General features: G+C 64.2%; 11 protein-coding genes. 6 read left to right on the top strand and 5 right to left on the bottom strand.

What is annotated here, in order from left to right; genetic code table 11:
* Window positions 1-4: 4 nt before the first annotated feature.
* A complete protein-coding gene (locus G6N83_RS04225; protein ID WP_165139604.1) occupies window positions 5-1441 on the bottom strand; it encodes a gluconokinase in 1437 nt (478 codons plus the stop codon).
* Between the two features lie 91 nt (window positions 1442-1532).
* On the opposite strand from G6N83_RS04225, the gene G6N83_RS04230 reads away from it, so the two are divergent.
* Window positions 1533-2168, top strand: a complete 636-nt coding sequence (locus G6N83_RS04230) for a bifunctional 4-hydroxy-2-oxoglutarate aldolase/2-dehydro-3-deoxy-phosphogluconate aldolase (protein WP_165139607.1) — start codon at window positions 1533-1535, stop codon at window positions 2166-2168.
* Here the strand turns inward: G6N83_RS04230 and G6N83_RS04235 are convergent.
* Window positions 2159-2527 (bottom strand): ArsR/SmtB family transcription factor, encoded by a 369-nt coding sequence (locus G6N83_RS04235; protein WP_165139610.1) that lies wholly within the window; start codon window positions 2525-2527, stop codon window positions 2159-2161. The two genes, G6N83_RS04230 and G6N83_RS04235, sit on opposite strands and share 10 nt — an antisense overlap.
* An 84-nt stretch (window positions 2528-2611) precedes the next feature.
* Between G6N83_RS04235 and G6N83_RS04240 the strand changes: the two genes are divergently transcribed.
* Window positions 2612-3898 (top strand): NAD(P)-binding domain-containing protein, encoded by a 1287-nt coding sequence (locus tag G6N83_RS04240; protein WP_165139613.1) that lies wholly within the window; start codon window positions 2612-2614, stop codon window positions 3896-3898.
* Window positions 3895-4419 carry a GNAT family N-acetyltransferase gene (locus G6N83_RS04245; protein ID WP_241246280.1) on the top strand — a complete coding sequence of 175 codons (525 nt, stop codon included), beginning with the start codon at window positions 3895-3897 and terminating at the stop codon, window positions 4417-4419. The genes G6N83_RS04240 and G6N83_RS04245 overlap by 4 nt, the downstream gene beginning before the upstream one ends.
* Here G6N83_RS04245 and G6N83_RS04250 read toward each other — a convergent pair.
* The 3 genes from G6N83_RS04250 to G6N83_RS04260 all read right to left on the bottom strand — a co-directional run bounded on the left by G6N83_RS04250 (window position 4409) and on the right by G6N83_RS04260 (window position 9427).
* Window positions 4409-5557, bottom strand: coding sequence for a GDSL-type esterase/lipase family protein (locus G6N83_RS04250; RefSeq protein ID WP_165139615.1), 1149 nt, complete (start codon window positions 5555-5557; stop codon window positions 4409-4411). The genes G6N83_RS04245 and G6N83_RS04250 overlap by 11 nt on opposite strands.
* The gene (locus G6N83_RS04255) at window positions 5554-6153 is read right to left on the bottom strand and encodes a TetR/AcrR family transcriptional regulator (RefSeq protein WP_165139618.1); all 600 of its coding nucleotides are present in this window, start codon (window positions 6151-6153) and stop codon (window positions 5554-5556) included. Before G6N83_RS04255 ends, G6N83_RS04250 begins: the two co-directional genes overlap by 4 nt.
* Before the next feature lie 127 nt (window positions 6154-6280).
* Complete coding sequence (locus tag G6N83_RS04260; RefSeq protein WP_165139621.1) at window positions 6281-9427, bottom strand: lamin tail domain-containing protein; 3147 nt, start codon at window positions 9425-9427, stop codon at window positions 6281-6283.
* A 170-nt stretch (window positions 9428-9597) separates the two neighbouring features.
* Between G6N83_RS04260 and G6N83_RS04265 the strand changes: the two genes are divergently transcribed.
* From G6N83_RS04265 to G6N83_RS04275, 3 genes are all read left to right on the top strand, one after another.
* Entirely contained in the window at window positions 9598-10356 is a 759-nt protein-coding gene (locus tag G6N83_RS04265; RefSeq protein WP_165139624.1) for a peptidase M23, read from the top strand.
* A 122-nt stretch (window positions 10357-10478) separates the two neighbouring features.
* Window positions 10479-11699 (top strand): MFS transporter, encoded by a 1221-nt coding sequence (locus tag G6N83_RS04270; RefSeq protein WP_165139627.1) that lies wholly within the window; start codon window positions 10479-10481, stop codon window positions 11697-11699.
* The gene (locus G6N83_RS04275; RefSeq protein WP_165139630.1) at window positions 11696-12526 is read left to right on the top strand and encodes a formate/nitrite transporter family protein; all 831 of its coding nucleotides are present in this window, start codon (window positions 11696-11698) and stop codon (window positions 12524-12526) included. The genes G6N83_RS04270 and G6N83_RS04275 overlap by 4 nt, the downstream gene beginning before the upstream one ends.
* The last annotated feature ends 37 nt before the right edge of the window (window positions 12527-12563 follow it).

Here is a 12563-nt window from a genome sequence, read left to right on the forward strand (position 1 = left end):
CCCATCAGGCGCTCACTGCCTCGGGGCGCGTCTGCGAATAGTGCTCGAGGTAGCGTGCGAACTCGCCGTCGTAGTGCGCCTTGCGCTCAGCCCGCGGCTGCACGAGCCGCGGAGTGCCACCGTCAAAAGCGGGGTGCGCGCTCGGCAGTCCGCTCGCGAGCAACCCCATGCGAGCGGCGCCCACCACCGAACTGTGCTGCAGCGTCGACACTTCCATCTGGGTGCCGAACACGTCGGCCACCAGCTGCGTCCAAAACGGCGACGACAACACTCCACCCGACAAGACAATGCGCCGCGGCATCCCGTTGAGCGCCGTGAGCTCCTTGAAGCAGTGATAAAGCGAAAAGACGATGCCCTCGAGCACACCCTGATACATGTCGGCGCGACCGTGATTGGGCTTCAGGTCGAGAAAGCCACCGCGACGCTGGTCTTGCCAACCGGGGCTTCGCTCGCCGAAAAGAAACGGCAAAAACATCGGCAGATCAGTCTTGTCCGCCGACAACAGCGGTTCGATCTCGGAGTAGTCGGTCGTGAGGCCGAACAGACGCTCGCGCGCCCAGTCCACACAGTTGCCACACCCCGACGTCGCCGCGCCGCTCAGCGCGCCAAGCGGCGAACGGTACGACCACGTACTCATCGCCGGAGAAAACGACGGATGCCGCGTCGCAAACCGCAGCGCACCGCTCGTTCCCATCGAAAACGTCATGTCTCCCGGCTCTGTCGCACGGTCCCCCACTTGGCTGAGACCGCCGTCGGGGCCGGGCGTGAGCACGGGAATTCCGGGCGTGAGGCCAAGGAGGATCGCCGCGTCCCGCGTGAGCGGCGCGGTATAGGTCGACTCACGAAGTTCGGGCAACCGCACAGTGCCGATGCCCAGGTGCTTGACGATCTCGGCATCCCACTCGAGGCTCTCAGCGCCGAGCAGTCCCGTCCCCGAAGCGAGCGACGCGTTCGTCGCCGCCTCACCCGTCAGGCGAGCGAAGTTGATCGTGGGTTGGTCAAGGGCGAGTTTTCCGTCGAGCGAAAGCCCCTGTTCCTGCAACCATGCCAGCTTGAACGCGGGATAGACCGCGTTCACCATGCACCCCGTGCGCTCGTAGAACCACCAGGTGAAGTCTTCGTTGGCACGCTCGCGCGCACATAGATCTTGCGCACTGGTGTCGGGCCACTCCCGCACCTTCGTGACGGTCCGCAGGTCTTCATCGACCAGGGTGAGCCCGTGCCACGTGCCGCTGAGCACAATGAGATCGACTTTGACACCCGCAGCAGCCTCGCGCCCGAGCGCCATGAGCTGCGTATAGATGGCATCGGCGTCTCGCACCGACGCGTCGGGTCCCGCTACCTCGAAGCGCCGATCGCGAACGCTCGTATCACCCGTTTCCGAGTCGAAGAGCAGCGTTTTGGCCGAAGTCGTACTTGATTCCAACGCGAGAATAATCATGATCCAGGTCCGTCGTCTGTGACTTTCGAGGCATCGCTCGCCTCGCACTCAATAATATGATTTATTCAATCGTGTCACGGATGGAGCAAAAATGAACAACGTCGTCGAAATTTTCCGCCCGCACCGCATCGTCCCGGTCGTCGTCGCCAACTCCCTCAGCGAGGGTATCGGCATCGGCTCGGCGCTCGCCGCCGGAGGCATCCCGATCGCCGAAGTCACGTTTCGCACGCCCGTCGCCGCCGACGTCATGGCAGCCCTCGTCGAACGTGGCGAAGTACTCGTGGGCGCCGGCACTGTCACCACGGCAGAGCAGGTAGACATCGCCGCCGCCGTCGGCGCACGCTTTCTCGTCTCACCCGGCCTGTCGATGGCCGTCGCTGATCGCGCCCGTGAACACGGCATCCCCCTCATCCCCGGCGCTGTCACCGCCACCGAAGTGCAAAACGCGATCGCGCACGGTTTCACGACCCTCAAGTTCTTCCCCGCCGAATCGTCTGGCAGCATCGCTGCCGTCCGCGCGCTCGCTGCACCGTTCGGCGACGTCTCGTTCGTGCCGACCGGCGGCATCGGCGCCGGTAACGCGAGCGACTACCTTGCCGAACCGTGCGTTGCGGCCGTCGGGGGCTCCTGGATGCTCCCCCGCACCGCGATCGCCGAGGGCGACTGGAAGACGATCACGAGCCTTACCTCGCTCGCCGTCGGCAGCGAGACCACGACTCACGCCTGAGCGTGGATTGCAAGTAACGACGCGACCTCATTGAGCGCTCCGGGCTGCAGCCGGTAGTAAGCCCACGTTCCGCGCTTCGAGCGGCTCAAAAATCCCGCCTCGGTCAGCACCTTCAAATGGTGCGACACCGTCGGTTGCGAGAGCCCCACCGGGTCGGTGAGATCACAGACGCACGCTTCTTGATCTGCGCTCGTCGCGACGATCGACAGCAGCCGAAGCCGGGCCGGGTCGGCGAGCGCCTTCAGCGTCTGCGCGAGCCGCTCAGCATCCGACTGACCGAGCGCATCCTGGGCCAACGGCTGGCAGCACACCTCACTATTGGTCGCCGCCTCTAATGCCAGGCTTGTCGCTGCTCTCATACATCGACAATAGTCGATATTGACAATCATCGATATATGCGCGAATACTAAACATCGATACTCATCGATATTTGGAGGCACGCCATGACGATGCTCGACCTCACACGGCTCCCGGTCGCGATCATCGGCGCCGGTCCCGTCGGCCTCGCGGCGGCGGCAGAGCTCATCGAGCGTGACATCGATTTCGTGGTTTTGGAGAAGGGTTCGAAGATTGCCTCTTCGGTCCGCCTCTGGGGCCACATTCGTTTGTTCACGCCGTGGCGGCACCTCGTCGATCCGGCTGCAGCCCGTCTTCTCGAAAACGCGGGGTGGACGACACCCGATCAAGACGCCACCCCCACGGGCCTGGAGTTCGTCGAAGAGTACCTCGAGCCGCTCGCGAGCCTCGCAGAGATCGCATCACGCCTCCAACTGGACACCCGAGTCGTCGGGGTCTCGCGGGAACGCATGGACCGCACCCGCAGCGCCGGTCGCGGAGCCGCACCCTTCCTCCTGCGCACCCAACGCACCGACGGCGCTGTCGAGGAGTTCACCGCCAGATCTGTCATCGACGCATCGGGTACCTACGCAACCCCCAACCCGCTCGGTTCGTCGGGACTGCCACCGATCGGTTCGGATGCCGTAGCCACCAGCATCCTCCCCGCTCTTCCCGACGTGCTCGGCGCCGATCGCGCACGCTTCTCCGGGCGCCACACGACTGTCGTCGGGGCGGGTCACTCCGCCGCGAACACCCTCATCGCGCTGACGCAACTCGCCGAAACGGAACCCGGCACACGCGTCACCTGGCTGATTCGCACTGCGTCTGCTGTGCGGGTGACCTCGTCTTCGAACGATCAGCTTTCCGCACGAGCACGCCTCGGTTCGCGTGTCGACGGCCTGGCGACTGAAGGACGTATCGAACTCGTCGACGGTTTTGAAATCTCATCCGTCACGCCCGACGGCGCCGCAATCAGCCTTCGCGGCACCCGCAATGGCGTGCCTGCCCGACACGACACCGACCTTGTCGTCAACGCGACCGGCTTTCGCCCCGACCTCGACATCCTGCGCGAAATACGGCTCGACCTCGACGACGTCGTTGAAGCTCCGAGGCTCCTCGCCCCCCTCATCGACCCGAATATGCACTCATGTGGCACTGTCGAGCCCCACGGATTTCGGGAACTCACGCATCCCGATCCGGGGTTCTTTCTCGTCGGCATGAAGTCTTACGGACGCGCACCCACGTTCCTGCTCGCGACGGGGTACGAGCAGGTGCGCTCAATAGCCGCATGGCTTGCGGGCGACATGCTCGCGGCAACCAAGGTCCAGCTGACGTTGCCAGCGACGGGCGTATGCTCAACCAACCTCACGATCGAAGCCTCCTGCTGCTCATGAGCACGCCCCCGATCAGCATTCGTCAGATGGCCCGCGCAGACTGGCCCCAGGTGGAGCGCATCTTTGCTGCCGGGATTGCGGGCGGCGAAGCGACGTTCGAGACGACAACACCCACATGGCATCAATTCGATGCGGGCAAAATTCCGGTACCTCGCATCGTTGCCGTCGCAGAACATGCCACCACCGAGGTGGTCCTCGGGTGGGCAGCCGCGTCACGGGTCTCGGCCAGAGCCGCGTACCAGGGTGTGATCGAACACTCTGTGTATGTCGATTCTGGTCGGCGCGGCGAGGGCATCGGACGCCTCCTGCTCGACGCGTTCATCGCAGCTGCCGAAACCGCCGGCTACTGGACAATTCAATCGAGCATTTTTCCGGAGAATACCGCCAGCATCCGTCTACACCAGGCCGTTGGCTTTCGCATCGTCGGCACACGGGAGCGCATCGCGCGCTCCGAGCTCGGCCCACATGCCGGGCAGTGGCGCGACACTGTCTTGATTGAGCGCCGCTCCCTCAGCCGCTGAAAGCACCGTTCGCACCGAAAGCGGCCGCGGCAAAACGCTCACCGATGAGCTCATGGGTTTCGGTGTCGGGGTGGAGCGCGTCTGGCAGGGGAAGCGTCTCGGCATCCTGTTCGCCGTAAAGCTCCAAGCCGTCGAGGTACGACAGGTGGGCGTCGTCAGAGCGCGCCGCGACGATGTCAGCCAGCGCTGCCCTGATCACCTGCAACGTCAGCCGTCCCTGTGCAGTGTCGCCGGCCTGCCCGTCGGCGACGAACCGCATATTCCCCGAAGCGAACGATGCGGGATCGATGACGCCCGGTCCCGGAGTGTCTTCGTGAATTCCGCAATAGATCGGCGACACCAAGAGAATCGGCGTCGTCGGGTGGCCGTCACGAATCGCGTCGAGAAAGCCGTGCACCGCGGGCACGAAGCTCCGAAGCCTCATCGCGTCGAAATTCACGACATTGATTCCGAGCTTGAGGCTGATGACGTCAGCTGGCGTATCGCGGATGACGCGTGCCATAACCGGGTCCACCAGAGCACTGCCGCCGAACCCGAGATTCTGCAGACTGACCCCGGCCTGCTGTGCCGCAACGGCCGGCCAGATGCGCGTGGGACTCGTCGCATTCGAGCCATGACTGATCGAGCTGCCGTGGTGCAACCACACGCGTCGATTTTCGTCGCGCGGCACAAGCGGCAGGTCCGACTCGAGCGATACCAGCTCGACTGTCTCGTTGTGCGGCAACCACACCTCGACGAGCTTTTCTCCACCGGCGAGACCATCGATGACGATCCGGTCGGTGTCGCCAGCCACAAGTGCGGAGTTGCCCGACTGCATGTCGATTTCGATGCTGTCACCTGCCGCAAGCACGTGCGACAACCACGCAGCGCCGTTCACAACGACGTCAACGGCACCTCGCGCACGGTCCACTCCCACGTAGGACATACGCGTCGAGTGCACCCCGATGACAATCGAACGCGCTTCCGTCACGAACTCGAGTCGCACACCCGACGGTTGCGCTTCGACCATCGCGAGTTGCGCGTCGGCGTCGCGTTTCCGCACCGACAGCGGCAACCGGTGAGGCTTCACGCCCCGCGCTGTCGTCTCGAGCTCGGTTGCGCCGCGAACCAGCTCGGCGGTGATCTGTGTGGCGATCATGAAATCTCCTCCATCTGTTCGGTGGCCCGCGTCGCCCAGGTCCGAAGTATCGTGTCGAGTGCATCGATGAGCTCAGGCCACGTGGAATCAGCGTCGGGCTCGCTGTAAGAAAAGCTGCCCACACGCTCCAAGTGCACGAAGCCGTTGATTGCGCTGCCCATGATGCGCGTCGCGTGCACATGGTCAGCGGGCGCCGTGATGCCGTATCCGTGCAAGACAGCGTTCGTTGCCTGCACGAGTCGGCGCGCAGCGTCAGCTCGTGCAACCCGTTCGTTCTGCGGCCGCTGGAGCGACTCCCAACATCCGGGACGCTCGCGCGCGTAGTCACGATGCGCATCCGCGAAGCCAGTGAGCGCCGACGTGCTGGAGCGCCCCATGATCGCATCTGTGATCCGCTCCGATAGCTCCCGCAGCGCGAGAATCGCGATTCCATCCCGCAGCGCGTCGAGACTCTCAACGTGTGTATAGAGACTCGGGGCCTGAATCTTCAAAGAGCGAGCAACCTCAGCGAGGGTGAGGGCTGAAAAGCCGTTCTCGTCCGCTAACGCAGCGCCACGTTCGATGACCACGGCCGCCGACAAAGTAGATGTCCTCATGTCGATAAACTAACACAGATAGGTTTTAACCTACTGCCCATAGTTTTAGATCACATCGAAACGCGAGTGCGCCATGCGCCGGGTCTCCCCCACGCATGGCGCACTCGTTGGTTATTTGCTGCGAGAGCTACTCGGTGCGAGCCCGGCGACGCGCAACCAGCAGCGCCGCACCGGCGATCAACATCATCAGCGCCGCTATGCCGCCGGCGCCCGCGATCGCGGCACTGTCGGCACCGGTTACGGCAAGCTTGCCACCCGAAACGATGTTGATGCTCGTCCAACCGAGCAGCTCACCGTCATTCGAATACACAGCGAGGCGGTGCATACCGATCGGGGCATCCGACGGAATCGTCACCGTGATGTTGCCGAGCGCATCGAGCGTTCCCGCACCGATCTGCTGCGGCGTCGAATACATCCACACCTTCACCCCGGTGCCAGCGTGCTGCACGCCCACATTGATCGTCACAGCACTTCCAGGCTGAGCGGACGCCGGAGCGGTCACCGTGCCACGGTTGCCCTCGACGAGCGCATCGCCGTCGAGCGGCGTGAACACGTCGGGCCCCGTCGTCGGCAACTCCGGATCAACCGGAACTGTCGGGTCGGTCGGGTTCGTCGGATCGGTCGGATCCGTCGGGTCGGTCGGCGCAACCGTGCCGCCGGGGAGCGTGCCCTGGTGCATCGCGCCGGTGGTCACACCGTCGGTGAACCACCAGACGGGACGACCCGAACCATCGGCGAGCGCCGTCGGCGACGTCGCGAAGCCCTCGTTGTTGTCGTTCGGCAGGCCCGCGGCCCGCGCAAAGTGTGCAACCGTCGGGTTCGCCGTACCGTTGAACGTCACCTGCGCCGAGGTACCGTCGCATCCGTTGTCGCAGACGACCCACAGCACATCCAGCGCCGTGTCGTAGTCGAGTGACATCGCTGCCGGCAAGCCAGCATCGATCTCAGACACGATCTGAGCCGACCCGTCGGCGTTCAGCGCGAACGCGTACACGTGACCGTTGTCTTCGAGAGCGACGAAGAACAGACCGTCACCGTGACCCGAGTAGCTCGCCGGGTCATACGCCTTGCCGGTGTTGTCGTCGACCAGACCCGAAAGGTCTGCGTCCGAAACCCACTCGACGGCTTCCGCGCCGAGGTTCGCACCCACAGCTGGCAGCAACGAGGTGAGGTCCCACTCTTGGGTTGCCACGACATCCGGGCCGGCCGCGTTCGGGTCAAGCTTCAGCACCTTGTTCTGGTTCACGCCCTTGGCGCTGTTGTCGCGTTCCGATGCGACGTATACCCAGCCGTTGCCGTCAACGGTGATGCCCTCAGTGTCGGGGCCTGCGGCTGAAGCGTCTGCGGCATCCTTTTGAAAACGCGCGCGCTTGCCGCTCTCCCAGCCGTCGGCAAACGTCGTGGTTCCGTCCGCGGCAACGTCGAGCTTCCAGAACGTACCGGTACCGTTGTCGACTGCCCAGAGGAACGTGCCTTCGTCTGTCACCTGCGTATCGAGGCCCGAGCTGTCGCTGAGGAACATCGAGGTCTCATCGACCACGGTTACCTCCGCCGAACCCGGCCAGTCTTCCACGGCAATCTCGCCGACGCAGATGTTCGCCGCGCCCTTGGTCGATTCCGCGGTCACAGCGAACGAACCGGATGCATCGGGGCACCGACCCCATGTGGTGGCAGCGTGATCGGGGCCCCATGTCGTGGAGTCCCGCAGCGCGTCCCCCTCGAAGACACGCACGCTGTCAGCCTTGCCGAGCCCGAAGCCGAGCTGGTCGCCTTCGATCACGAGGTAGGCGCCCGCCGCGATCACGGTGCCCTCAGGAACGACGTACGAGTGCGTGTCATCGTCGTCTTTCACGATGAGGCCACTCACGTCGAGGCTTGACTCCGTCGGGTTGACGAGTTCGACCCAGTCGCCCGGGTCGCCGCCGTCCGATTCGACCTCGTTGATGCGCACGGGGTTGCCGCACGCGTTCCGCTCGCCCTTCGTCGACACCGCAACGTCGATGAAGTCACCGGTACCGTCGGCGCAGCGCGCCCACACACCATTGGCGTGCGCGGTATAGACGTACTCGTCGACTGTTGCGCCCCGTGCATTTCGCACGGTCGCGGTGTCGCCGTTACCGAGACCGAACGTGAAGTTCGTCGGCTGGTCGAAGACGAAGAGCGCACCCGGCGCGAGCGTCGTACCCTCGGGCAGCGGAGTGGTCTCTGACGAGTGCTTGACCGGGTCGCTGTCCATTACGCTCCAACCCGACAGGTCAACCGTCGTCGAACCCATGTTGATGACCTCGATCCAGTCCGTCGCGTCACCGTTCGACTCGACCTCGTTGATCACAACGTCAGGCAGCACGCACGAGTTCGATTCGCCAGGCGTTGGGTAGGCGAGCACAAAGTCGCCCTCACCATCGGGGCAGCGCGCGAGCGTTGCCGCCGCGGCATCCCCATCGATTGCAGCGTGACCCGACCACGGTAGCGAGTCATCGATCATGGTGAGCTCGGCGTCATATAGACGGATGCGGTCGGCACTACCAATACCGATCGCGGCACTGAAGCGGCTCTCGACGCCGCCCGAAAGCCCCATCGTTGCTTCATCGACAACGAGGTACTCGCCGGCCGCGATGCTCGATCCGGCCGGAAACTGCCAGCGGTGATCGTCGGAGTTGTCACGGATCTCGTAACCCGAAATGTCGAGCGCTTCGGTGCTGGGGTTGTAGAACTCCACCCAGTCGGCCGGCTGCGAGTCGATCTCATTGATCACGATCTCACCGGGCTCGCTCGGCTCGGTCGGCTCGGTCGGTGCGTCGAAAACGTTCGCGGCACCTTTTGTCGCCTCGAGCGTCTGCGCCCACTCGCCCGAGGCGTTGATGCCCCAGGTGACGTCGGCGTGTGCCGACCATTCGTACCCGTCGACAAGGTTGTTCGACGCGTCGAAGAGGCGCGCAGAGTCTGCTTTACCGAGGCCGAAGTCGAAGTCACCGACCCCGCCGTTCACCTCGTTGAGCACGAGGTATGCACCGGGCTCAATCGTCGTACCCACCGGCAGCGTGTACACGTGAGCGTCGTCGGAGTCTTTCAGCTGGTAGCCATCGAGCGCGATAGCCGCACTGGTTGGGTTGTAGAGCTCAACCCAGTCACCAGGCGTTCCGCCAGACGACTCGATTTCGTTGATACGGATGCCAGAATCGGCAGCGATTGCGGCGGTGGGCACAGCAACGACAACGGCTGCGCCGAGGGCGCACACCACCGTTGCAGCGAGCCCAGAGAACAAGCGAGGCATGGAGCTCCTAAGGAGAATTGGCGCGGGTGTGTCCACACCATCGGGCACGAGAAGACGTCGCGTGGCCTCTCGGTGTCGTTCCGGTAAACGGCTCCTGGCCCTCGGTAAAACTGGGGCCGGCGAGACGCGTGCGCGGCGAATGCTCGGCCTCGACGCTTACGATTCAGAAGATGAATGCCCGCTCGCCCGCAAAGCCGCGCACGAAGCCGCGCACACAGTCGCGCGCGCAGCGGCGACCCGCGGCATCCGCTCGCCGACGAAAGCCGACGGCGGCCCAGCGGCGGCGCAAGCAGGCACGAGTGCGACGCGCTTGGCTCATCTCGGTTCTCGTTGCGTTGCCCTTGCTCGCTCTTGGCGGCTTCACCCTGCTGATCATCTTTGCCGTCAACGCGTTCTCGACCTCGTTCGATGACAACTCGTTCACTTTCGAATCGGGGCCGAGTATCGAGGCCGCGCCGAACATCGCCGGTTACGGGGTGGAGCAACTCGGCAACGCCTGCACGATTATCGCCGCCGGGAGCGATTTGGGCTTCGATGATCGCGACCAGACCATCGCCGTCATGACTGCGATGGGCGAATCCTCACTTCGCAACATCGACTACGGCGACTGGGAAACGAGCGGCATCACCAACCCCGACGGCAGCCGAACGACCTCGATAGGCCTGTTTCAACAGCAAGACAACTGGGGCAGTCGAGATGAACGCCTCGACCCCTACACGGCCGCGACACTGTTTTATCGGGCGATGGCAGCGCGAGTTCCCGACCGCGAAAGCATCGATCCGACGATAGTTGCGCACCGCACCCAGATCAACCTCGACGCGAATCACTACGCCCGCTACTGGGATGCCGCAACCCGCGTGACGGCAGCTCTCGGGGGTTCACCGGCCGACGGCGACAGCCTTGATGGCATCCCGGCGTGCGCCGCATAAGATTTGAGCATGCTCCACGCTTGTGACTGATCAGCCATCGCGACGCTTCTGCGCGCCTTCGCACTGATCATTTCTCTCCCGCATGCCACACGGCGTGCTCTTTTTCCTGGAGTTTTTCCCGCATGCAGTCTTCACCGACGGCACGTTATATTGACGTGCTCACCCTCCCTCGAGTCCCGCTCACGTTCGGCTCAGCACTCATTGGCCGTGCCGCATACGCGCTCGTTTTTCTTCCCCTGCTCTACGCCGTCACCGACGCCGCCGGATCCATTGCGCTCGGCGGCGCAGCTGTCGCGACCTACGGGGCAACGGCCAGTTTTCTCTCCCCGGTTCGCGCCTGGCTGATCGATCGGTTCGGCGCTCGACCCGTACTCGCGCTCCTCACCGTCATGTTCGGCGGAGCGCTGGCAGCGATCGCGACAGCATCCCTTGTCGGCAGCGTTGGCGCAACACTCATCGTGTTGGCGGGTGTGGCTGGCGCTGTTGCACCACCGCTCGGGCCGACAATGCGCGTCGCTTGGGGCGCACTTGCGCCGAGCAGCGCACAACTCCGGAAAGCGCTCAGCCTTGACGCCGTGGCCGAAGAGCTGCTGTACCTTGCGGGGCCAGCTCTTGCCGGCATCGCGCTCGCCTTCATCGCGCCCGGGCTGGCGCTCTACGTTCCTGCCGCGCTCGTCACCGTCGGTGGGCTCTGTTTCGTCGCTACCTCAGCCGTCGGCGACATGTCACGTCGAGTGCGTACGACCGACGTTCATACGAAGAGCAGGTCACTTCTTCTCGATCGACGGTTCGTCGGTGTCTTGTTGCCGGCGCTCGTTGCGGGTGCAATGTCGGGCACGCTCAGCGTCGCAGTTCCCGCATCACTTGAGGGCAACGGCGGACCCGCCGCCGCAGGTGTTGCCCTCGGACTTTTCGCCGGCGGCAGCGCACTCGGCGGACTCGTCTACGGCGCACTCAAGGTGCGGGGGTCGCTCGCCCGACAGCTTGTGGTGGTCTCGGCGGGGTTGCTCGTGGCATCCTCATTCGTTGCCGTCGTTTCGGGAGCGGTGGCCGTCAGCGTCGTTCTCGCGAGCGCGGGGCTGTTCTTCTCACCCGTCATGATCGTGGCGTACGTCGCAGCTCACGCCGCGGGAGGCGAGCGGCAACAGAACGCGGCGACAACCTGGGTAAACACGAGCCATAACCTCGGCGGTGCTGCCGGAAGTGCTGCGGCTGGAGTGCTCATCCAACAGGGTGGTGTACCAACGGCGATCATCGGTACGGCGGTCGCGGGGGTACTGATTATCGCACTGAGCGGGATCCTGGCCCGACCGGCGAGCACGTCTGCGAAGATCATGAAATGAGAGACGACCACGAAAGCCGCGCCGACGAACGCCGCGCCGACGGCGACAACGACGGCCCCGTCGAGAAAGAGTTCGAAGCCGAGTTCGAAGACATCGTCGGTGAGGGCGCGGAGCGCCTGCACCGCACGTTCCGCGGCACGCTCGTCACCGGTTTTCTCGGGGGCATCGAAGTGGGCGTCGGCGTGCTCGCCTACCTCGGGGTGTTGTACGCAACCGATAGCCATCTACTCGCGGGGCTCGCGTTCAGCATCGGGCTCATCGCGCTTCTCATGGCACACAGCGAGCTGTTCACCGAGAACTTCCTTATGCCGATCGCGGCGCTCGTCGCACGTGAAGGCACGCTCGGTCAGCTCGCGCGACTGTGGGGCGGAACTCTCGTCGCCAACCTCGCCGGTGGCTGGCTCATGATGGGCATCGTCGTCGTCGCATTCCCCGATTGGCATGAACTCCTCTCTGAGACCGCGCACCACTTCATCGACACCCCGATGTCGTGGCAACTCGTCGCGCTCGCCCTGCTCGGTGGCGCGGTCATCACCCTCATGACCCGGATGCAGGAGGGCACCGACTCCGAGCCCGCCAAGATCGTCGCAGCCATCGCGGGTGGTTTTGTGCTCGCCGGTTTCCAGCTGTTTCACTCGATCCTCGATTCGCTCTTCGCGTTCGGCGCGATCTTGAGCGGCGCAGACATCACCTACCTCGACTGGCTGTTGTGGTTCCTCCCGGTTCTCGGGCTCAACCTTCTCGGCGGACTGCTGCTCGTCACTGTGCTCCGAATCGTGCGCACCGGCGAACTTTTCTCGCTGCGACGCCACAACCTCGACGTGTAGTCCCGGGGACTTCTCAGAGCCCGCCCTCTCCCCCAAA

The organism is Microbacterium endophyticum (genome assembly GCF_011047135.1).
Taxonomy (GTDB): domain Bacteria; phylum Actinomycetota; class Actinomycetes; order Actinomycetales; family Microbacteriaceae; genus Microbacterium; species Microbacterium endophyticum.

Excerpts from the sequence above, each read along its gene's own strand:
- G6N83_RS04225 (WP_165139604.1), bottom strand. The coding sequence starts at position 1,441 with ATGATTATTCTCGCGTTGGAATCAAGTACGACTTCGGCCAAAACGCTG.
- G6N83_RS04230 (WP_165139607.1), top strand. The coding sequence starts at position 1,533 with ATGAACAACGTCGTCGAAATTTTCCGCCCGCACCGCATCGTCCCGGTC.
- G6N83_RS04235 (WP_165139610.1), bottom strand. The coding sequence starts at position 2,527 with ATGAGAGCAGCGACAAGCCTGGCATTAGAGGCGGCGACCAATAGTGAG.
- G6N83_RS04240 (WP_165139613.1), top strand. The coding sequence starts at position 2,612 with ATGACGATGCTCGACCTCACACGGCTCCCGGTCGCGATCATCGGCGCC.
- G6N83_RS04245 (WP_241246280.1), top strand. The coding sequence starts at position 3,895 with ATGAGCACGCCCCCGATCAGCATTCGTCAGATGGCCCGCGCAGACTGG.
- G6N83_RS04250 (WP_165139615.1), bottom strand. The coding sequence starts at position 5,557 with ATGATCGCCACACAGATCACCGCCGAGCTGGTTCGCGGCGCAACCGAG.
- G6N83_RS04255 (WP_165139618.1), bottom strand. The coding sequence starts at position 6,153 with ATGAGGACATCTACTTTGTCGGCGGCCGTGGTCATCGAACGTGGCGCT.
- G6N83_RS04260 (WP_165139621.1), bottom strand. The coding sequence starts at position 9,427 with ATGCCTCGCTTGTTCTCTGGGCTCGCTGCAACGGTGGTGTGCGCCCTC.
- G6N83_RS04265 (WP_165139624.1), top strand. The coding sequence starts at position 9,598 with ATGAATGCCCGCTCGCCCGCAAAGCCGCGCACGAAGCCGCGCACACAG.
- G6N83_RS04270 (WP_165139627.1), top strand. The coding sequence starts at position 10,479 with ATGCAGTCTTCACCGACGGCACGTTATATTGACGTGCTCACCCTCCCT.
- G6N83_RS04275 (WP_165139630.1), top strand. The coding sequence starts at position 11,696 with ATGAGAGACGACCACGAAAGCCGCGCCGACGAACGCCGCGCCGACGGC.